We start from the raw sequence: 21,058 nt of genomic DNA, 5'->3' as shown, positions 1-21,058 counted from the left end.
CCGCATCCACGAGGAGATCCATGCCCGCGCCGACCGCTGGTGCCATCCGCGCCGCCACCGACACCCTCTCCCAGCTCACCGAGCACCTGCGCCAGGACACTGGCCTCGACGAGGCACTCGCCCTGATGGAACCGCTCCTCGACGAGTACACGGGTCTGCCCATCCAGCTCGGCGACACCCTGCGCGCTCTCGCCCGCGTCGTCCTCGCCCACCCGGACATCCCGAATCGCGCGGCCGCGCACGCGCTGGTCGAGGACCTGCGCACTGCCGCGTGGGAGCAGACCGACCAGCACACCCTCCACTACACCCTCGACAGCCTGCACGCCCTTCGGCGGAGTGGCGCTTCGACCGCGACGGGGGCCTAGCGGTGCCGGTGAGCGAAAGGCAACTCGCGGCGTTCGCTGACACGCATGCCTGGCGCATCCCGTTTGACACCTCTCCCCGTCACCTCGCCGGCCCCAGCGACGGCCGCCACGTCACCCACGGTCTCGCTACAGCCGGATGGACCCGCACGTCGGATCCGCTCAGCCCCTGATGAGCCCGGACATGCGGCACCGCCTAGAGTTCGACCCGCAGTCCGCTACCTCCGCCTGGTGGCGGCTGCGGGCCGAGACCACCGACACCGAGCCAGGGTGGTACGCCGAATTCGGCGGACTCGTCCCCGCCGAGGTCCTCGCCAGCCTCACCGACGCCCTCATCGCCGCGCCGACGGCCCAGCAACCGGACCCATTCCACGCCCTGGTGGCTGCGGGGTGGCTGCTGAACGAGGCGACCGCGACCTCCGCCGACGGCATGTGCCACGTAGAGCGGCGTACCGATCAGGAAGACTCTCGTGGGTTCTGGCGCGTCGAAGCCTGCCAGCCGGGATACGGGACTCCAATGGGCCCCCGGATCTGGCACGCCTGGTTCGATGCCCGCGTCCCCGACCACCTCGTGGGCGCCTTCATCACCGCGCTTGCCGACCCCGCCCCGCTCCAGCGTGCGATGTTTGACCGCACCGCCCATTACAGCGCGGTCCAGAAGCCGAGCCCGCTCACCCCGCAGCAGGTAGTCGACGCGCACGTCACCCGCCTTGATGCCCTGCGCGCACGGGCACGCGCCGCCCGCCGCTCGCAGGGGCCGGCCGTCGCCACTGCTCCAGCGCTACCCACGCCGCACCGGCCCGCTCGCCGCAGCTGACCACCGACCATCACCGGCCCACCCCCGCCGGAAGAGGCCGGTGAACTTCTCAGAAAGATGCCCTTTGTCCCCATCCCCCCACGAGATCCACCACCATCGCCTGGAGCAGCTGGCTGCCTTCCTGCATGAGAGCGACCAGATCCTCGCCGACTGGGACGCCTACTCCGATCAGCACACCGACCTCGACGACTGGCCCCACGACGAGGATGCCTACGGGCGGCGTGCCCGTCGTCGCGATGCCGATACCTGGAAGGCGTTCAACCGGATTCGCCCCTGCGCCAAGGAGCTTCTCGCCACCGCCGAAGCGCAGCTGCAGCGTATTCCTGCCAAGGCCGTTCAATCCCGGTGGACCTGGCAGCTCGGCCGCCTCGAATCCGCCCTCGACCAGCTCAACGTCCTCCAGGACGAATGGCTCGTCACCCGCGACAGCCTGCACCCTTCCGCTCGCCCCGGTACCGCGCGATACGACGACGCACGGGCCGAGCGGAACTCCGAAGCCTGGCACGCTCTGAACGACTGGACCTGCGTCGGTGAGGCCCTCCTCGAAATCCACCGGGCCGCCGAGCAGGCACCCTCACCTCTGGCAACCACCCCACCGGTGCGAGCCTCCGCACCACTGGCGTCGGCCGGCCACACCACCCCGGTGCGCAGGTGAGCATGCCCGAGAACGTTGCTGTCGATCTGATCGCCCCGCGCTACCTGGCCGGCGGCGGCGATCCCGCGTGGATCACCGCCCCACTGCACCGCGCCTGCGGCTGGAGCGCGGAACACGATCCGCTGATACCGCGCGTGGTGCTCACCAGCCCCGGCAAGAAGGCCCTGCTGCGTCTCGCCCCGGACCCCGACGGCCCGTGGTGGTCCCTCCAGCACGCCCCTGTCGGAGACCAGCGGGCCTGGACATCGAGCTTCGGCGCCCGCACTCCCGTCGAGGTCATCGCCGGTTTCGCCGATGCTCTGACCGACCCGGCCACCGCGGCCCCGGCGCCCGTACCCGATCCATATGCGCTGCTGCGCCAGGCCGGTTGGCACGAAGACCATGACGGCCTCACCTCCCCCGACGGACTCGCCACCATCGAGCACTTCACCCACGGTGCTACCGACTGCTGGTTCGCCAAGACGGCGGTCAGTGAGGACCCCGAGGGCCTGATCTGGAGCGCGTACCTCAGCGGCGATACACCTGCACATCTGATCACCGCGTTCACCCGCGCACTCGCCGACGACACCCCGCTGCCCCGAGACCCCTATCCGCTCCACGTCCCTGCCTACGCTCGCCGCCGCGCCCGCGTGACCACCACACAGTTCCCCGCTGCCGAGGTCAGCTTCGCTCTCGAACACCGCATCAAGGCCCTCGCGGACCGGTCCAGCCCTCCAGCTCCCGCACCAGCGCCACCGAAAGCGCCGCCGCCCCGGCGCACCCGCTGACGCCCCCATCGACGCCCCACCCCCTGGAAAAACGTTCCCTCTTGCCCTCCTCTCCCTCACCGACCTCGAACGACGGCTACGACATAGCCTTCAAGATCCTCCTCGGGATCTTCGCCGTCGCCGTCCCCCTGTCCAACCTCTCCTGGCTCGGCGGCAACGCCGCAGCCCTCCTCACCCACTCCGGCCCCTCGGCGCCCTACCAGCCGTTCGGAGCCCTCCTCCACCCCGACCAGCTGTGGCCCGATCTCGACCGCACCGCGCTGCTGTTCGGCACCCGTATCGCCCCCATCGCCGTCCTGCTCGCCCTCGCCGCCGTTGGCGCCTGGTTGTGGTCGCGGCGCAAGAGCGCCTCCGGCGGCAAGACGAAGCCGGTCCCCGGGCTGGCGCGCAAGAGGGACATCCAGCCCCTCCTGGCCAAGGCCGTGACCGCCAAGGCCCGCTCTCTGCGCCCGAGTCTGAAGGACGCCAAGCACATCGATCCCGCCGACACCGGGGTCCTGCTCGGTGATCTGCAGGGCAGCAGGCACGAGGTCCGGATGGGCTGGGAGGACGTCGCCGTGGCGATCATGGCGCCCCGCTCCGGCAAGACCACCAGCCTGGCCATCCCTTCGATCCTCAGCGCCCCCGGCCCCGTCCTGCTCACATCCAACAAGGCGGCGCGCGACGCCTACACCGCCACCATCACCGCGCGGGCGACGGTCGGCCGGGTGTGGTCGATGGACCCGCAGCAGATCGCACATGCCGAGCGCACCATGTGGTGGAACCCCCTCGCCGACGCAAAGACCCTCGACGGCGCCAACCGGCTCGCCGGCCACTTCCTCGCCGCCTCCGTAGACGCGAGCCAGCAGGGCGACTTCTGGTCCAAGGCCGGCAGCAACATCCTGTCCCAGTTGCTCCTTGCCGCCGCCCTGGACGGGCGGCCGATCACCGACATCATGCAGTGGCTGGCCTTCCCGGCCGACCGTACGCCGCTGGACATCCTGCGCGACCACGGCCACACCGCGGTCGCCGCTCAGCTCAAGGGCACGGTGGAGGGACCACCGGAGACCCGCGACGGGATTTTCGAAACGGCCCGCCAGTACGCAGCCGCCCTGCTGAACACGGAGATCGCCGCGTGGGTCACCCCGCAGGAAGGCATCGCCGAGTTCAAGCCGTCGGAGTTCGTGGAGAGCACGGACACGCTCTACCTGCTGTCGAAGGACGGCGGCGGCGGTGCCTCCGCGCTCATCGCAGCATGCGCGGACTCGGTCATGCGGGCCGCGACCGCCCGCGCCGAACGCACCAGCGGACGGCTCGACCCGCCGATGTTGGCGATCTTGGACGAGGCCGCGAACGTGTGCAAGATCAGTGATCTCCCGCAGCTGTACTCGCACTTGGGTAGCCGCGGCATAATCCCGATCACCATCCTGCAGTCCTACCGGCAGGGCCAGCAGGTATGGGGCGATGCCGGCATGGACTCGATGTGGTCGGCCGCCACCGTCAAAGTCGTCGGCCCCGGAATCGACGACCCCGACTTCGCCGACAAGCTCAGCCGGATGGTCGGTGACCACGACGTGGAGAGCACGTCGACCTCGCACTCCGAGTCCGGCAAGTCCACCAGCGTGTCGATGCGGCAGGAGCGGATTCTGGCAGCCGACGCCATCCGCGCCCTTCCCAAGGGCACCGCGCTCTGTTTCGCCACCGGCATGCGAGTTGCCGGTCTCGACATGAGGCCCTGGTACCTGCAGCCGGGCGCGGACGAGATCTCCGCCGCCTCCGAGAGCGTCTCGAAGGCCATCACCCAGCGCGCCATCGCCAAGACGGCACGGACACAGTCCGACTTCGGAATGGCGGCATGAGCGAGGCTCGCCTGCACCTGGTGCCCGTCCGCTCCCGCGACGCCAAGGAGTTCGTCCGCCCCTGGCACCAGCAGGTGTACGTCGTGGCCACCCTCGCCCGCGAGGACAGCGGCCTGCACCACGGCTACCGCGACACCTTCCACCTCCCGACCGAATGCCACCGGATCGCGTCCGAGCTGGGGCTCCTGGCTACCACCTCCCATCCGACTTTCGATGAGCGTCGTGGCGAAGGACGCGCTGGCTTCCAGCAGATCCAGGGCTGGCACGACCGGCGCCACCGGCTTCCCACCCCCACGCAGGTCGCCGACCAGGTCGCCATCGCCAGCCACGCAGCCGAAATGCTTCGCGCCGCCCGCTACGGCGTCGACCTCGCCCCTCGCTGGACGCAGCCCGGATGAGCACCCCGGCGAATCCGCTTGAGTCCTACACCGCCGGCACCGCGCTTCTCCAGATCACCGACGAGATCAGGTCGGCCAAAAACGGAGAGGACCTTCGGCAAGCGGTCGACCAGCTCCTCCACCCCGAGTACGGGGCCCTGGAGCGCGTCCGGGAAGCACTGCAGAGCGCCGGCGAGCGCATCTACCTCGACGACGAGGCGTACGAGCTGGCCGACCGGTTCGCCTTCGCGGCGAACTTCGTCAGCTCGGCGCAGTCGGAGCTCGCCGACTCGGAGGACGAGCTGCGTCGTGTCGGCGGCCCTTCTCAGTTCGAGGCCAAGGCACCGACGCGCTCCTCGAACCCGTCTGCCTCCCAGAGCGCGGCACTGGCCGTCCCGCCCGCGGCGGCCAAGGCCAAGGTCGTCTCGGCCTTCGGCATCGACGAGGCCCGTAGCACGTTTCGCACGCCCACCCCAGCACGGCCTCCGTCCCCCTCGCCCCCGCCCCCGGTGGCGACATCAGAGCAGACCGCTTCACGCCGAGCCCACTGAACAACCGCACCCGCCCCCTTTCACAAGGGCATGTCCCCGGAGTCCCCTGTTGACCACATCCACCGATCTCACCGAAGAGATCCACCATCTGCGCAGCCTCGCCGACGACTTCAAAACCCTCCACCACGAGGTACTCGACCTTGCCGTCACACCGGGCCCCGAAGCGCTTCGACAGCTCGCCCCCCTCGCCCTCAAGAGCCATGAGCTGGTCGGAAAGGCGCTCCTGCGGCTCGCCGCCCTCGACGGAAGCCCGTATGAGGAATAGCCGGCAGCCGACACACGCTGAACGCCCTCGGAGCCGTCGTCTCCGGGGCATCCCTGGCCAGCGGCGACCTCGCCCGCGCAGTGGCGGCCAACCCTCTGGACAGCATCGGCCTCGGCGGACCGCACGAGGACGAGGACAGCATCCGCCGTGCCCGCCGCGCCCGTGCCTTGCCAGAAATGGCCAGCTACCTCGCCGACGCCGCCGACCAGTTCGCCGGGTGCGAAGCCGACTGCCTCTACCTGGCCAGCGGCATCGACCGCGGCCTCGAACGCAGTCCGTCCACTACGAAACAGGCTTCCCACAAGCTCAGTTCCACCCAGTACGAGGCACTGCGGGCGCTGGCGAAGGTCGGGACAACGATGCAGACGCGGGATCGCGACTCGGCCATCGTCCTCACACCCGACCACACCCTCATCACGACCGCCACGCTCCAGTCCCTGGACAAGCGTGGCCTCGTCCACCTCGACACCTCTGCACCGCTCTACCAAGGGCGAGGCATCACCGTGACCGCCGAGGGACATCGCGCCCTGGCCCAGCACCGCGCCCGCACCAGTGCGACCACGGTGCCAACCACCACCCCCACGGTTGCGGCCAAGCGGGAGGGACGCCGATGAGCCCGTACGCACACGATGAACGGATCATGGTTTCGCCTCGGTACATGGCAGGCGCCGGCAACCGGATCGCCGACGTGATCGGCCCCCTCATCCACCTGTTCGGATGGAAGCACGAGCACGATGCCACCACCGGGCACATCACGATCGACAGTCCCGACGCCAGCGTGTTCGTCGGCTTCGCCCCGCTGCACCCGCGCGGCCAGTGGCTCACCGTCGCCCACCACGAGCCGTACTGGAAAGCAACGTTCAGCCGACAGGCGCCTCTGGAGGCAGTTGCCGCCGTCACCCAGGCACTGCCGCAGCTGCTCGGCGATGCCCGTCACGCCGACCGCATCCCGATCACAGACATGCCCCTGGACCAGCTCGCCAAGCTGAACGACTGGTCCGCCGAAGACGGCGTCCTCACCTCGCCCGACCTGTACTGCCGACTGCAGCACACGCCCGGCGAGGAGATCACCTGGCAGGCCGAACACGCCTACTTCGAGGGCGCGCCGCTCGCCACCTTCACGCAAGACACCCCTGAGTGCCTCATCGGCCAGTTCTTCTCCCATCTGGCCGCGCCGATGGCGGTGGAGCGGGCCTACGCCGACATCCCCCTCAGCACACTGCACGGAAACAGCGCCTCAATCACGCCAGTGCGCGGAGCCGCAGTGAATCCCCACGTCCATCACGCCCTCGCGCAGCTCGACCGCCCCAGCCGCCCCGGCCGGCGTCGCTGACTCCCCAAGTCCCGGAGCCAACCTGACCGAGAAGACCGCCTCCCTTGAGCCCGCCGAGCAACTCCTCGCCCTGGCATCCGACTTCACCCGCTTCACCGACGCTCACCAGCGGCACATGCTCAACGGGCCCACCCCCACCACCCTGCTGAACGCCCAGGCGGAATCTGCACAACACCTGGCCCGGTCCGCGCTCGACATCGCGGACACACTCACCGCCCAGCCGATGTACCACAGCCCCGCGATCCACGCGGTGTACGCACGCGTGCGCCAACTCGCCCATCTCGCGACCGACTCGGCCGACCATCTCCTCGATGCCGTGGACCTCCTCGACGACACCCGCGCGGGGCTGCCCGTTGAGCTGGGCGACGGCTTCCTGGCGGTCGTGACCGAGCAGGAAGCCCGCCGCGGAGCCGGCCGATACTTCACCCTTGCCGCGAGCCTCACTGCCCTGGGCTCCTCAGACGCCCTGGCGACCGCTGAACTCTTCGTCGCCGAACGCCGCCTCCGGGGCTTCGTACCCGAGTACCGGCCGCCTGCCCTGACCCGCACCCAGGAGTCCACGCTGCGCGCGGTGGCGCGCGGCGACGTGGCGATCACCGGCGACAAGCCCTACCTGCGCCGCGAGGACCTCCACGTCAGCATCAGCACCATCCGCGCCCTGGAAAGCCGCGGCCTGGTGAAGCGCGAGGACTGCCCGGACTGGTTCCGCGACGAGCGCGTCCACCTCACCACAGCCGGGCGCCGCGACCTCGCCGCCTCCTTCGCCCGGCCCCGCTCCACCCCACCCGCCGCAACACGCCCACCAGCCCGCCCAGCCGCGACCGCGGCACGCGCCGCGGCCCGCTGACCAACTCACGGAGTCCACGACGCCTTCCGAACCCCTGACGGCGCACGATCTCGCCCAGGCCCTCGCCGGCCAGCTCTGCCCCGGCGCCGCACCCCGCGACGTGACCGTCAGCTTTGCCGCTCGCCGACAGGCCCCAGCCGAGTACCGCCACCGCGGCCGAAGCGGACCCGTAACGGGCTTCGCCCAGGCACTGCATGCCGACCTCTTCGGCCTCCCCACCAGCGACGAGCCGCTGCCCACCACCCTGGACGCGCTCCTGCAGGCCACCCACGCCGCGACCGCACCCGAGCAGCAGACCGCGATCCTGCGGCAGGTAACCGACCAGCTGCGCAACGCCGCTGAGATCATCCAGCACTACCGCTACCAAGCCAAGTGGAACCGGCTGCCCGGCGACGTCACCGAGCAACTCCGTGACGCCCACAACCAGGCCGAGCAGCTCGCCCAGACCCTCGACCTCGTCGCCCCCGCCTTCACCAGCCCTCCTGCCGCGCCCGAGCCGCCCGGCCCGCAACCACGACACGCTGCCGCCCCACCCGCGGCGCCCCCGACGCCGCCGGCCGGGCGCCGCCGCTGACCTCCGGCGACAGCCTCGCCGGGAAAGGCCCGACCCTGACCACTGCCGATCCCCTCCACACCCTCCTCGCCCAACCCCGCTGCTCGCTGGGCGTGTTCGTCCCCGCCGGCATCCATCCGGTGACGTCCGAGCGCCGTCACCTCGACCAGCTCGCGCAGGCAGGTGCCGACCTGTTCGAGGTCGGCCTGGCCACCGAGGACGCCGCCCTCGACGGCCCCGTCATCCAGGCCGCCTACCACCGTGCCCTACGACGCGGAGACACCCTCGATGCCGCCGTCCGCGCCGTCGAGCATGCCGCCGGCCTCCGACCGACCGTCGTCATGACCTACTGGGAGCCCGTCCGCCGCCACGGCCCCGAGTACCTGGCCCGCCTGTTCGCCGATGCCGGTGCCGCCGGCGTGATGGTCGTCGACCTGCCCGCCCACCAGGCGGCCCGCTGGCACGACGCCGCGCGGGAAGTGGGCCTTCACACCCCGCGCCTCATCCCCCGCACCACCCCCGACACCGGCCTCCCCGCGGCGGTGGCCGGCGCCTCCGGATGGCTCTACGCACCCGCGAGCACGGCGGCCACCGGCTACCAAGGGGCGCTCGATCTTCCGGCACTCGGCCACTTCACCCGGCGCCTGCGCGGCGCGAGCCCGCTGCCCGTGGTCTCGGGCGTGGGGATCTCGACCCCTGCCCTCGCCGCGCGCGTCGCCCCGGTCGTGAACGGCGTCGTCATCGGCACCCCGGTCGTGCGCGCCCTGGCCACCTCCCCCGGTCGAGCTGCCGAAGTGGCTGCCTCATTCGCACAGGCCCTGCACACCCCCACCTCCACGGAGACCCGTGCCTGATCATTCCGCCCCGGCTCAGATCCTCGACCGGATCAAGACCGATGCCCTGGCCCTGGACCGGGCACTGCGCACCGGCACCACCGACGACGCATCCGCGCTGGCCGCTTGGATCACCGAGACCCAAGACCTCGCCGACACCGCCCTGTACCTGTTCCGCTCCCTCGCACAGCACACGCCGCACCCCACGTCCGCGGATCTGCTGCTCCTCGAACGGGTCGCGCACCTCGCCAAGGCCGCCCAGGACACGGGCGCCGAACTCGCCGCCGCCCTCGCCCGGGCCGTGGAGAACCGGCGCCGCCGAGCCGACGCCGTGTCACCGCGCGTGGTCCTCATCGGCCCGTCACCGCAGCAGTTCATCGAGTCGGCCATCGACCTCCTCGACCGCATCCCCGCCCTCTGCCACGCCATACACCGTGACCGGCTGGCCCCGCCCAACCCACTGACGCACCAGCTCCGTTGAGGCGTGCCCCCTTCCCCATCTCCAGGACAGACCATTTCCGATCAGCCCCGATTCCGCGTCCTCTCCCTGGGCGCCGGAGTTCAGTCCAGCACCCTCCTCGCCCTCTCCGCCGAGGGGATCCTCCCGAAGGTCGATTACGCGATCTTCGCTGACACCGGCTGGGAACCGCAGTCCGTCTATGCGCACCTCGACCGCTTGGAGCGGGAGATCGCCGCGCCCGCGGGCATCCCCGTCCTGCGGGTGTCCACCGGCAACATCCGCGACGACGCTCTCGACCCGCAGCACCGGTTCGCCTCCATGCCGCTCCACATCCTCAACCAGGACGGCAGGCCGGGTATGACCCGGCGGCAGTGCACGGGCGAATACAAGATCAAGCCGATCAAGAAGCAGGTCCGCGAACTCCTCGGCTACCCCTACCCCGCCCGCATCCCGCGCGAGGTGTTCGTCGAGCAATGGGTCGGGATCTCCACCGACGAGTTCCACCGCGCCAAGGACGCGGACGTGAAGTACATGCGCAACCGGCACCCGCTCATCGACCTCGGCTGGAGCAGAGCCAACTGCGTGCGCTACCTGTCGTCGCTCAACCTCGCCGACACCCCGAAGTCGTCGTGCCTCGGGTGCCCGTTCCACGGCAACGCGCAGTGGCGGCACATCAGGGATACGTCACCGTCCGAGTGGGCGGACGTCGTCGAATTCGACGCGGCCATCCGGCAGGGGAACGCCCGCGCCAACGCATCCGGTAACCGGCTTCTCGGTGAGGCATTTCTGCACCGCTCCCGTGTCCCGCTGATCCAGGCGCCGATCGACCACGTCACCGCTGCCGAACAGGCTGCCCTGGACATCAGCGAAGGCGAGGCCGACGAGCTGGAGAACGGCGTGACGGATGGCTGCTCGCCCTGGGCCTGCCGCGGGGGTACGGACACGGCGCAGGACGACTTCGGGCTGGCCGCTTGATCCTCGACCTCTTCGCGGGGCCGGGCGGCTGGAGCAGAGCACTGAGCGTCCTCGGCGCCCAGGACATCGGCCTGGAATGGGACGAGTGGGCCTGCAAAACCCGTACTGCCGCTGGGCAGTTGACGATTCAGACCGACGTGGCGACGTATCCGACGTGGCCCTTCACCGGCCGGACCCGCGGGCTGATCGCGTCCCCGCCGTGCCAGGCATGGTCGACGGCCGGCAAACGCCTCGGGCTCATCGACCAGCCCCTGGTCCACCAGGCGGTCGCCGACCTCGCGGTGGGCCGCGACACCCGCGAGCGGCTGCTCACCGCCTGCCGCGACGAGCGCTCCCTGCTCGCCGCAGAGCCGATGCGCTACCTCCACGCCCTGCACACGGTCGGCGAGCCCGAGTGGGTCGCCATGGAGGAGGTGCCAGACGTCCTGCCGCTGTGGAAGCAGTACGCGGCCATCCTGCGCAGCTGGGGCTTCTCCGTGTGGGTGGGCATCCTCAACGCCGCTGACTTCGGTGTTCCCCAGACACGGCGGCGCGCGATCCTCCTTGCCTCCAGGGTCCGCACGGCGCAGCCTCCGGCCCCGACCCATGCCCGGATCGCCGAGCCCGATTCGTTGTTCGGGCCGGGCCGCGACCGCTGGGTCAGCATGGCCGACGCCCTGGGCTGGGGCGCCACCACCCGGCCCGTCCCCACCATCTGCGCCGGCGGCGGACCGGGCGGCGGCGCCGATCCCTTCCCCTCCGGCTCCCGAAAGGCACTGTCCACCGCCCGCGAACGCGGCACCTGGGTCCCCCACCCGGACAGCGTCACACCCCCGCCCTGCCGGGAAGAAACCGGACCGGCCGTCAGGCCCGAAGCCCGGGACGATCCGCCTGCGGACCTTTCCCGTCCGGCGCCCGGCTGGGCCTGGTACCTGCGGAGCAACAACCAGACCAACGCCACCGTGCGGCCCCTGTCCGAGCCCGCAGGCACGCTGTTCTTCGGGCACCGCTCGAACGAATGCACCTGGGTCGCCGAACCCGCCGCCACGCCTGCCGGTGACGCTGGTCCTCCGGCTCCCATCCGAATCACCGCCCGCGAGGCCGGCCTGCTTCAGACGTTCCCCGCCGACTACCCCTGGGCCGGCAACAAAGGCCAAATCTTCAGCCAGATCGGTAACGCCGTACCGCCCCGCCTCGCTGCCCACCTTCTCGCCCCGCACCTCGGCAAGACCCTCACCCCCGACGACTTCACCCTGGCCGTCTGATGTCCCGCACTCCCGACCCACCCGAGAGCGACGACCCGTACGACCCTTCGCCGCCGCGGCCCGTGCACTACGCCGAGCAAGCCCTGCTCGGCGCCGTGCTGCTCGAACCCCACCGCCTGAAGACCATCGGCCTCCTGGAGCCGCACCACTTCGGCGCCCACGCCCACAGCGTGCTCTTCACCGCCATGCGCACCGTCCCGGCCCCCACCCCGAAGGAGCATGCGAACGACACCACCTGGCTCGACGCCGTACTGAGCAAGGCGCGACCCGAAGCGCCGGGGCTGACCGCCTCCTACCTGCACACCCTCATCCAGAGCTGCCCCCGGCCCCAGCACGCCACGGCGTACGCGGGCATGGTCCGCGCGGGTCACGCCCGCCGGACGCTGCGCGAGCACGCCGACCGGCTGTGCCAGACCGCCACCGACACCACCCTGCCGAGCCCAGCGACCACTGTCCTCGCGCAAGCCGATGCCCTGAGCCGCTACCTCGACGAACTCGCCACGCGCTTCGCCGCACACCCCGGCTCCCTGCCCCGCACTCCCGCCTCGCCGCCGCCGCCGCGGGAGGCCGGCGAAGAAGCCCTCGACGAAGAACGTCTGCTGCTCGCCACCGCGACCGCCCACCCGGATGACCTCCACCTCATGCGGTGGCTGCAGCCGGAGGACTTCGCGCTCCCCCTGCACGGAGAGCTCTACCGGTGCCTGACCGCCCTCGCCCGCCGAGGTGACGCCGTTGATCCGGTGACGGTTGTCTGGGAGGCCCAGCACCGGCAACTGCTCACCGAACAAGTCGCAGCAGCCGACCTGATGGCGCTGGTATCCGATCCGGTCGGCCTGCCCGACTACTGGGGCGAGAGGATCGTGCGGCGGGCCTTGCTCGGCCAGGCGCACGCCGTTGGACTGCGGCTGGGCGTACTGACCGACGACCAGGCCAACACCCCGCACCAGTTGATCACCGGAAGCCGCCGCGCGCTCGCCGGACTGTCCGCCGTACGTAGCCGGTGGCAGCACGCCACCTCACCCGCACCGGAGAGCCGGCCCCCGCGCACCACGTCCACGGCGGCGCCCCGGGCCGGTCCGCCGCGGACCACGGCTCCGCCCCCACCCACCGCACGCCTCACCCGCTGACCTCAACCCCGCCGGTGGCCGGACCCATGATCCGGCCACTGACAGAAAGAGCACCTCTTGGTGACACCGGCATCCATCGACGCGCACGTCCGCCTCGATACCCACCCCACGCACCCCAGCGCCGTGATCGCCACCCTGACCGGCGCCCAGGCCCACATCCCGCACATGGGCCTGGAAGCCGCCGACTGGCACGTTGTCGCCAAGAACACCTTGGTCCTGGCCCGCATCGACCACGAGGAGCCCTACTGGGCCGAGGACGCCGCCCGGGAACTGATCGCCTCGGGGATCGCCGTCGAGATCACGCCCCGGCTCCGGGAAGCCATCGACGAGGAATGGACATGGGCCGACTACCCCATGCACTGGTGCACCCGCACCGAGATCCGGGAGGTCTCCGCCGCGGCCCAGAAGATCTTTGACGACATCCGTCACGGTCTCCTCCTCATCCACGCCCACGCCCACGATGGCCACACCACCGTCGCGGTCGGGACCTACCTCAACACCGGCAAGAGCGTTTACCTCCACGGCGAGAACCACCTGCGGCAGGTCGCCCGCACCTTCGACTCTCCCGCCCAGGCGCTGGTCGCCTTCGAGCGGCTCCACGGCGACACCATGCGCCCGGGCCCCGCACCTTTGACCGACACCGAGCGTGCCGCTGCAGAAGCCCGGACCTCCATCGGCACACCACCCGCCGAGCCCAAACCTCCGCGCCGGGAGCCGGAGACCGTACCCTCCTACGCCGCCGGTCCCGGCGACCACGACGCCCTCCTCGACGACTTCCTCGACACGCACGGCGACTGGTCGAAGTGGAGAACCTGGTCCGACGAGACCACCCACGCCATCCACGAATCCCAGACCCTGCGCATCGAGCGCACCCACGACGCCCCCGCCCACGAGACCGCCTGGACCATCGCCGCATACGAGACGCCCGTCTCGGACCGCATGTGGCACCTCACCGCGACAGGAGCGACACCCGCCCCCGTGCTCCAAGAGCTGCTGGACCACCTCGCCGACGGCGACGGATGGGACACCGCCATCGGCCGCGCCGTGGACGAGAAGTCGGTCACCAGCGCCACCAAGCCGCTCGTTGAAGCCGGCTGGAAGCACACGGTCGACGGGCGCTTCATCCGTTGGCCGAACCCGTCCCAGGACGCGGGGGTACAGTTCGACGTCTTCGCAGCCCAGAAGCCGAGCAGTGCCCTCGCCACTTGGACCATCTGGGCGGGCCCAAGCGTCGACCAGCCCACCTGGGCACTGCACGCCTCACCCCACGCGCCGGCTTCAACGATCGCCGACCTGGCTACAGAACTCGCACACGGCACTGGCACCCGCCATCACGGGCCCCGTTCCAGTGCGCCCCGGCAGCCGCCCCCGGCGAATGCGAAGCTACCCGCCGCTGCCCCCACCGGCCCGGGCGCCCAGCCCGCCGACTCCGCTGAGCCTTCGCCCAAAGCCACAGAACTTGCGTTGGCGGCTCACCAGTCCGGACGCCATAGGATCGGCGCCCTGGCGCAAACGGCTACCTCAATGAATGGGGCAACTAATTGCCCCATCCCATCTTGTACGGCACGCTCGTGATGAATTCGGCGTCGCGAAATGCCGTGCCAGCATCGGTGACCCGTCCGGCACAGTTCAGCTGCCGGCCTCTCGGCAGACCAGGCGTTGAACTCCCCTCAGATGGTGTGTCGCAGTAGGACGATCACTGTGGCATCATCGCGGTATCCATCATTCCCTCCGCCATGATGCTGGGCCGCGCTTCGGATGACCGAAGTGACCGCGCTCAGCGCCTCCCGTTCGGGAAAGGACCTTCACTCTTCGGTGCACCCTCGCCCAAGCATCTGGCCCGTAGGGTCGAACCAGCGGCCGTGTACGGCAGAGGAGCGCCCATGAAGCGCGGGCGGGCAACGGAGCTGCTCTACGAGATGCTCGACAGACTTCAAGAGCCACACGCCGGAGGCCAGCACAATCGCCAAAGCCGTCCCCATCCTGGAGCGGCAACGCTGAAGAAGTTCACCGATCATTCAATAATGATTTCAAATCGTTCTTCTATTGCAGCACATTCGGCAAGGCGGCCGACACTCCGGTACGAGACCGCCAAGTTCCCATAGGCATTTACCGTAAGAGGATGATCGATCCCTAGCAGGCGTTCACAGGCATCCGCAACCTGCTCTTCGATTGAAATCGCCTCAGCAAGCCGCCCGGCATCCCAATAGCTGGTGGCCAGGTTGCCGCGCGCCAGTAGCGCGTTCGGGTGCCCGTTTCCAAACATCTCCTCAATTGCGACAGCGACCCGTTCTTGAATTTCGATCGCCTCACCGACATGTCCGATCTGACGGTAGACGACAGCGAGGTTCGCGTAGGCGGTAAGACACTCAGGGTGATCTTGCCCGAGCGCGTTCCCGAACCCACGGGCGACATCACCCATCAGGGCAATACCGTCATCAATACGGCCAGCGGCACAATAGGAGCGGGCCAGAGCGGCCCGACTATTGAGAGTTTCAGCGTGATCGGGACCGAGTTGCCACTCGCGGGCATCGGCGACTCGCTCTTCAAATGCAATCGACTCTCCCAAACGCCCTGCCGCCTGGTAGGCGGAAGCCAGATTCAGGGACGCAGTGAGTGTTTCAGGGTGGTTGACACCAAACACCTCATCAAATCCGGCGACAGATTGTTCCAGCATTTCGATGGCATCATGATTGCGACCTGCCAAATGATAGTGCGCGCCAAGATTGCTGCAAGCAAGCAGGGCCGCAGGGTCGCGCGACCCCAGAGCTAGTGCATATTTCGCGGAAACTATTTCCAAAATTTCGATTGCAGGACCCAGTTGCCCCACGTGACCATAGGCCGTAGCGAGATTATTAAGGCAGTTGAGGAGTTCCGGCGAGTCGCCCCCATGTACCTTCTCGAGCTTTATTGCATTGCGCTCCAGTAGCACGATTGCCTTGTCGCCATTTCCGGCACTCCGGCAGGAAACTGCAAGATTTCCGATCGCCGCGAGAGTATCTGGGTGATTGCGCCCCAATCGCCGTTTACGTTTCTTCGCGACTTGCCGATGGATATCTACAGCCTCTTCGAGAAGACCTGCTCGCCAACAGGCGGTAGCTAGCTTGTCGCGCACTGACAGTGTCGCGAGGTCGTTCTTCCCAAGCAATTGCTCGTACTGGCAGGTGAGGCGACGCCAGTAATCGAGTGCGGCGGGATACAGGCCAGCCTCAAGAAGGCTAGTGCCGTGACGGTATAGCAGAGGGTGGACGATGGCTGACCACCCTGGGGCCCCGACGCAATTCGCGAGGGTGTCGACGTTGGCTCGTAGGGCAGTTCCCAGGTCGGGGGCCATGTGGTCCTCTTCCGGCCATACCTCCAGCAGCGCGTACGCGGCGGCTGTCACGATGGGAGGTAGCTCCCCTGGGCGTACGGATTCCCGGGCCGCGCGCGCGGTCAGGGCGTGCAGCCGCACTGATCGGTGTCCGCCTTCAGGATCGTCGACGAGCAGCCCGAAGCGGTGAAGCAGTCTCAGCGTTGACTGGGCTTCGTCCGGGCTGACTGCCGCAGTCAGCGATTGCGGCGGGGTCGCCCGGTGGGCACTCAGGTACTCGATGATCGCAGTGCTCGTCCATAGTGTCCTGGGGTGCCCGGCGGGATCGAGATAGGCGCCCAGACGGATGGCGGGGAGAGCTAGTCCTTTGGGATCAGAAGAGTTGGCCGCGTCCAGTGACAGCAGAAGAGCCGCTGCGACGTGCCGTCCATAGCCGTCGGTGTCGGCATGAGGCGGCAGCAGTTCCTCAAGCCGGGGGCCTTGACCAGTGAGCCGACGCAGGTACACCGTACAGGGCACCGCTTCATTGATCATGTAGGCGGTGGCGTACGACAGCGCCAGCGGCAGGTGGCCTAGTTCTTCGATGAGGAGATCCGCCTGACTGTCCAGAAGGTGGGCAGCGCTACCGGCAGAGAGGCGGCTACGAAGATAGGCGCTGGCTTCGTCCGGCGCATAGGGCTCGACGTCGATGACAGTTCGGCTTCCGCCAGACAGGATGGCCTCGCGACGCCGCGTCGTGACAAGCACCCGCCCTCTGTCCACCGAGGGGGATCGCGGCCACCACGGGCCCATCACGCCGGGTTCAGCGATGTCGTCAAGGACAAGCAGCCATGACCGGGGTGTGGTGGCCAGCCAGTCCAGGAAGGCGATTGCATCGCTCTCGGCGTCCTGTCCGGAGGCACCAGGAGCCTGAACACGGTGCGCGGCCCCCGCATACTGGGCGATCACCCGTTCCGGTTCGGTGGCACTCACCCACACCACAAGGTCAATGTTCTTGGCGAGGGTCTCGCGGGCAATGGCAGCGGCCAGCTGTGACTTGCCCACGCCGCCGCCCCCGGTCAACACAATGGTGTTATGGCTGATCCAGGCATGGTTGATGCGATTGCGTACATCCGTGCGAGGTTGAAGAGCGGTAGCTGGAAGGGGCGGAGTGCCCACCTGCATCGGCCAGCTCACCGGTCCTCGGAGAGGCGGCACTGTGATGTTGAGCGTATCGATTTCCAGGTAACCGGTGTTGGCGATACCGCCTGCCCCGGCGGCGGCATTCCCGGTGTTGTGGATCCATGCCGCTGGTGGAGTGGGCGGGGAGCCGGGTGAGCCAGTTGTCGGGCCGCGATAGCCAGTGGTCGCATTCCCACCGTCTCGGGCGTGGGCGTCACCCGTATTCGTGGCCCGCACGAAGGGTGTCTGAGGCGCTGAGTTGTGTCTTGGACCGTCAGCTCCAGAGCTGGGCGCACGACGGCGCGACGGCCACTTCTTCACGCAGGTCTCCTTCTCCCTGGAGCGGCTGGAAAATCAGCTGTAGTCGATACCCGTGCTGGCACTGCTTCCGGCACCCTGTGCCGTGGCGTTCCCGGTCTGCGCTGCGTGAGCCGAGCCGTTGCCTGCTCCACCTGGGCGCCGTACCCCGGTTTGGGCGTGGCCACCGAGCGAACTCTCGGCAGTCCCGGTCTCTGTGGCCATGTCAGCTGGGCCTGCTGCCTGAGCGGCTTGGTGACACATCGTCCAGACCAGACCTGCGATGCCCGTGGCGGCCTGGATGGATGCGCCGACCAGCTCACCTGTATCGGGCCCATCGAGCAACCACACCAACGGTGTTGACACGATAACGGCCACCGTGAGTACGACTGCTGCAATCTTCCATCGGTCCGACATCCGGCCTCCCCTACAAGTGAGCCGCCTTCTCTGGCATGCCCGTCCTTAAGTATCGCCAGCGGAGAGGCTTCTGGTCCTCGGTATCACATCGTGACGTAGGACGCACCGGACAACGTATGAAAGCCCTGAACCACCCGCCGTGTTGCTAACACCGGGCCTGCACGGTGTGCCACCTCACCAGCCGACCTCGCGGTGTAGCTCAGTCATCCTTCCTTGGCCGCCGGCTCTTGGCCACTGTCGAGGAGTTCGACGAGTCGCCGGCGCACCGGTCTCTGGTACGGGAGGTGCAGACCAAGGATCAGTGTCGGCGGCAGCGTCCGGTATCTGAGCCATCGAGGATGTCGCGGTGGTGCAGTCCCCTCGGCGTTGTTGCACAGGGCGCAAAGGAGGCCGCGGACAAGGCCGGATTCGTGGCAGTGGTCAATCACCGCCTCGGCATGAAACGGGTGCCCGCAGCCGGCACATCGCCCTGCCTGCCAGGCGACAAGCAGTTCGAGGGGATCCTGGTCGGGCAAGGACACGGTCCTCAGGTACGGCCAGGAATGGCAGGCCGGTGGTTGAGCCTCCCAGAGCTTTCGTTCCACCTGCTGCTCAACCGTCATGCGGACGCATCCTCCGCTGCTGTCACGGAAGTACGCGCGTGGGTAGTCGACCGTGTCTTGCCATTCCTCATCGTCGAGGTGGCGTGCGCATCCAGCAAGGCCAGGCAGCGGCCACGACCGGCATCGCCTGACTCCATCGCTCAGGGGTCTCCCGCATCGAGCCTCCCCAGGACGTAACCCGGCAGCTCGCTGCTCCTGCCTGATGCGTTTAACCAGAGCGAGATGCCGTGCTCGCTCCGGTGTCATCTTCGGCTCGCGAGGAGCAGGGGCCGTCGTACGCAAGCTCATTTCGGGCGACTCCTAAGGCAGCGGCAACGGTGCTGCGGTTATCCCACCACGCACCACTGACAGCCCGGGCCGCAAGCCTTCGAGCCGCTCAACGAGCACGCCATGGTCCTGTCCCCCATCGATCACGAATGCCCCTGGATGGAGCGGCGATTCGTCACGCAGGTCTGGTGTGGTCATGGCGAGAACGGAGCGGGGACCGCTCGTTACCGTCCCAGGCCAACGTGAGCGCGTACGCCGTGACCGGGACGGGTGTCACCATCGGCTGGCCAGTTCCTCGTCCACCGCTCGGAGTGCTGCAGCGCTACGTCGCCACGGGTCTTCCGGATCATGGCGCAGATTCGCTCGATGCAGCAGTTGGGAGCAGCACTGGGACATGACGCCGGACGAGTGCCTAGCTCCTTGCAAGAGCCGGATCCGGCTCTCTGACGGAGGTGGACGGCAATATAGCGGCGGATCCCCGGTTACCGAAACCGGAGATCCGCCGAATACTTGTGACTCCACCGCCACTTCCTGACCGCCTCGTCGAAAGGCAGCACAGCGACGATCCGTAATGTCAACAACGCCAGGCATGCACCTCCTCCCCTGCCCTGTCACGCCGCGGCGTAGCTGAGCCGGAACAGGTCCTGGGCACGCTCCAGGTCCCGCTCCGTGCGCAGCTGGACCTCCAGGTCGCCCGTGCCGTGGTGGCCAAGCCCCGTCACGTTCCGGGTGAAGCCGGGCACGAGATCCACCGTCTCCGGATCGACCTTCAGATAGACCAGCACCTTGGCCTGCTGGGGAATGAGGCAAGCGATGTTCCGCAGCCTCTGATAGGCCGCGTACTGCTTGCGCTGCACCCGGGTGACGCCGTCTCCGAGGCCGACGAGCACCTCATCGGCGGCCCTGGCCAGATCAGCCATGGGGCTGACTTGCTGGCGTGGCATGGCTGCGCGTCGACGGCTCCTTGCCCCGGTAGGCGACTTGCCGGTGACCGACACCACGGTCTCAAGGCCGATGTGCTCGCTGCCGAAGTACCGGTAGCGGACCAGATCGATGCTGCGGCGGTGCTCGCGTACCGCGTGGGCGTCGTAGCGGGTGAAGTCGCCGACGACGCAGATCAGCCTGGGCGCGTGCCACAGGATCTGGGCTGCGGCTGGAGCCCCGAGCCGGTCGCGGACCAGGCTCTCAAAGGCGCTCCGGTGCGCGGTCAGCCAGGCCATGTAATACAGGCCCTGATTGATCACGCCGGAATCCGTGCCGCGCTTGTACTCGACGATCACCGGCGCGCCGTTCTCGTCGATCCCGAGCGAGTCGATCCGTCCGCCATCGACGCAGTCGATCACGTACTCGCTCGCCAGGAACCGCACCCCCAGCATCGTCTCCATATGCGCCTCGATCAGGCTCTGCACATCCCCCTCGACCGCAGCAAGACGCGACGTGACCTCAGTCACGCCGCCATTCGTGTTGAACAGCTTCAGGCCCGACACCTCTCCCTCTTCGACTCGAAGAACAGGAACGTCGAGCAGACGCACAATTGTTTCCGTCGGGGTCTGCAGATCCGTGAAGATTGTGTGAGACCCTACGTTCGGTCCGCCGGGGCGCTCGTATCCCACGGACCCCAGGGATCTCCCGATCCCACATACGTCCCACACGTGCCTGGGACGAGCGTTGGATGACTGCGTTTTCGCAGGTCAGCCCCCGTAGCTCAGTGGATAGAGCAGGCGCCTTCTAAGCACCTTTCGCATGCCCGCATGCCGACCGACGTATCCGCGCACCTCAATGGTTGTGCAACTCAGCTTCCCCACGCATTGCCTCCAGAGCTGATGGGGATCTGGTGGTTGGTGGTGGCGCCCTCCGTCCATTCCGCATTACGAGCACTCCAGGGCTGATGACGACTCGGACATGGTGTACCTCACCGTTCCTCCCCTCGTTGCCCCAGTCGTGAAGCTTTGGCCAGGGGCATGCCCCTGGCCAAAGCTTCACGAGCACAAGGCCTC

General features: G+C 68.5%; 21 protein-coding genes. 18 read left to right on the top strand and 3 right to left on the bottom strand.

Annotated elements, in window-relative coordinates; translation table 11 throughout:
- Positions 1-20 precede the first annotated feature (20 nt).
- The 18 genes from ACWC9R_RS12235 to ACWC9R_RS12150 all read left to right on the top strand — a co-directional run bounded on the left by ACWC9R_RS12235 (position 21) and on the right by ACWC9R_RS12150 (position 14,579).
- Complete coding sequence (locus tag ACWC9R_RS12235; RefSeq protein WP_450730898.1) at positions 21-365, top strand: hypothetical protein; 345 nt, start codon at positions 21-23, stop codon at positions 363-365.
- Positions 366-546: 181 nt separating this feature from the next.
- On the top strand, positions 547-1,179 hold the full coding sequence (locus tag ACWC9R_RS12230) for a DUF317 domain-containing protein (RefSeq protein WP_450730897.1): 633 nt from the start codon (positions 547-549) through the stop codon (positions 1,177-1,179).
- 64 nt (positions 1,180-1,243) lie between these two features.
- Positions 1,244-1,834 carry a hypothetical protein gene (locus ACWC9R_RS12225; protein ID WP_450730895.1) on the top strand — a complete coding sequence of 197 codons (591 nt, stop codon included), beginning with the start codon at positions 1,244-1,246 and terminating at the stop codon, positions 1,832-1,834.
- A 2-nt stretch (positions 1,835-1,836) separates the two neighbouring features.
- Positions 1,837-2,601 (top strand): DUF317 domain-containing protein, encoded by a 765-nt coding sequence (locus ACWC9R_RS12220; RefSeq protein WP_450730893.1) that lies wholly within the window; start codon positions 1,837-1,839, stop codon positions 2,599-2,601.
- A gap of 41 nt (positions 2,602-2,642) precedes the next feature.
- A complete protein-coding gene (locus tag ACWC9R_RS12215; RefSeq protein WP_450730892.1) occupies positions 2,643-4,439 on the top strand; it encodes a TraM recognition domain-containing protein in 1,797 nt (598 codons plus the stop codon).
- Positions 4,436-4,837, top strand: coding sequence for a hypothetical protein (locus ACWC9R_RS12210; RefSeq protein WP_450730890.1), 402 nt, complete (start codon positions 4,436-4,438; stop codon positions 4,835-4,837). The genes ACWC9R_RS12215 and ACWC9R_RS12210 overlap by 4 nt, the downstream gene beginning before the upstream one ends.
- A complete protein-coding gene (locus tag ACWC9R_RS12205; protein WP_450730888.1) occupies positions 4,834-5,367 on the top strand; it encodes a hypothetical protein in 534 nt (177 codons plus the stop codon). Before ACWC9R_RS12210 ends, ACWC9R_RS12205 begins: the two co-directional genes overlap by 4 nt.
- A gap of 49 nt (positions 5,368-5,416) precedes the next feature.
- A complete protein-coding gene (locus ACWC9R_RS12200; RefSeq protein ID WP_450730887.1) occupies positions 5,417-5,632 on the top strand; it encodes a hypothetical protein in 216 nt (71 codons plus the stop codon).
- 80 nt (positions 5,633-5,712) lie between these two features.
- Positions 5,713-6,246 (top strand): hypothetical protein, encoded by a 534-nt coding sequence (locus tag ACWC9R_RS12195; RefSeq protein ID WP_450730885.1) that lies wholly within the window; start codon positions 5,713-5,715, stop codon positions 6,244-6,246.
- On the top strand, positions 6,243-6,965 hold the full coding sequence (locus ACWC9R_RS12190) for a DUF317 domain-containing protein (protein WP_450730883.1): 723 nt from the start codon (positions 6,243-6,245) through the stop codon (positions 6,963-6,965). Before ACWC9R_RS12195 ends, ACWC9R_RS12190 begins: the two co-directional genes overlap by 4 nt.
- A gap of 115 nt (positions 6,966-7,080) precedes the next feature.
- Positions 7,081-7,812: a hypothetical protein gene (locus tag ACWC9R_RS12185; RefSeq protein ID WP_450730881.1), complete on the top strand. Its 732-nt coding sequence runs from the start codon at positions 7,081-7,083 to the stop codon at positions 7,810-7,812.
- Positions 7,813-7,912: 100 nt separating this feature from the next.
- Positions 7,913-8,386, top strand: a complete 474-nt coding sequence (locus ACWC9R_RS12180) for a hypothetical protein (RefSeq protein ID WP_450730880.1) — start codon at positions 7,913-7,915, stop codon at positions 8,384-8,386.
- Positions 8,387-8,421: 35 nt separating this feature from the next.
- Positions 8,422-9,219, top strand: a complete 798-nt coding sequence (trpA, locus tag ACWC9R_RS12175) for a tryptophan synthase subunit alpha (RefSeq protein ID WP_450731097.1) — start codon at positions 8,422-8,424, stop codon at positions 9,217-9,219.
- The gene (locus tag ACWC9R_RS12170; protein ID WP_450730879.1) at positions 9,212-9,679 is read left to right on the top strand and encodes a hypothetical protein; all 468 of its coding nucleotides are present in this window, start codon (positions 9,212-9,214) and stop codon (positions 9,677-9,679) included. Before trpA ends, ACWC9R_RS12170 begins: the two co-directional genes overlap by 8 nt.
- Before the next feature lie 66 nt (positions 9,680-9,745).
- Positions 9,746-10,633 carry a hypothetical protein gene (locus ACWC9R_RS12165; protein ID WP_450731095.1) on the top strand — a complete coding sequence of 296 codons (888 nt, stop codon included), beginning with the start codon at positions 9,746-9,748 and terminating at the stop codon, positions 10,631-10,633.
- Complete coding sequence (locus tag ACWC9R_RS12160) at positions 10,630-11,877, top strand: DNA cytosine methyltransferase (protein ID WP_450730877.1); 1,248 nt, start codon at positions 10,630-10,632, stop codon at positions 11,875-11,877. The genes ACWC9R_RS12165 and ACWC9R_RS12160 overlap by 4 nt, the downstream gene beginning before the upstream one ends.
- The gene (locus ACWC9R_RS12155) at positions 11,877-13,004 is read left to right on the top strand and encodes a DnaB-like helicase N-terminal domain-containing protein (protein WP_450730876.1); all 1,128 of its coding nucleotides are present in this window, start codon (positions 11,877-11,879) and stop codon (positions 13,002-13,004) included. Before ACWC9R_RS12160 ends, ACWC9R_RS12155 begins: the two co-directional genes overlap by 1 nt.
- A 60-nt stretch (positions 13,005-13,064) precedes the next feature.
- Positions 13,065-14,579: a DUF317 domain-containing protein gene (locus ACWC9R_RS12150; RefSeq protein ID WP_450730874.1), complete on the top strand. Its 1,515-nt coding sequence runs from the start codon at positions 13,065-13,067 to the stop codon at positions 14,577-14,579.
- 439 nt (positions 14,580-15,018) lie between these two features.
- Here ACWC9R_RS12150 and ACWC9R_RS12145 read toward each other — a convergent pair whose 3' ends face one another.
- From ACWC9R_RS12145 to ACWC9R_RS12135, 3 genes are all read right to left on the bottom strand, one after another.
- A complete protein-coding gene (locus tag ACWC9R_RS12145) occupies positions 15,019-17,493 on the bottom strand; it encodes a tetratricopeptide repeat protein (RefSeq protein WP_450730872.1) in 2,475 nt (824 codons plus the stop codon).
- A gap of 902 nt (positions 17,494-18,395) precedes the next feature.
- Positions 18,396-18,794, bottom strand: a complete 399-nt coding sequence (locus tag ACWC9R_RS12140) for an endonuclease domain-containing protein (RefSeq protein ID WP_450730870.1) — start codon at positions 18,792-18,794, stop codon at positions 18,396-18,398.
- A gap of 878 nt (positions 18,795-19,672) precedes the next feature.
- The gene (locus ACWC9R_RS12135; RefSeq protein ID WP_450731094.1) at positions 19,673-20,548 is read right to left on the bottom strand and encodes a transporter; all 876 of its coding nucleotides are present in this window, start codon (positions 20,546-20,548) and stop codon (positions 19,673-19,675) included.
- Positions 20,549-21,058 lie beyond the last annotated feature (510 nt).

The organism is Streptomyces sp. NPDC001219, assembly GCF_053597915.1.
This window is presented reverse-complemented; position numbering and strand designations above follow the sequence as displayed.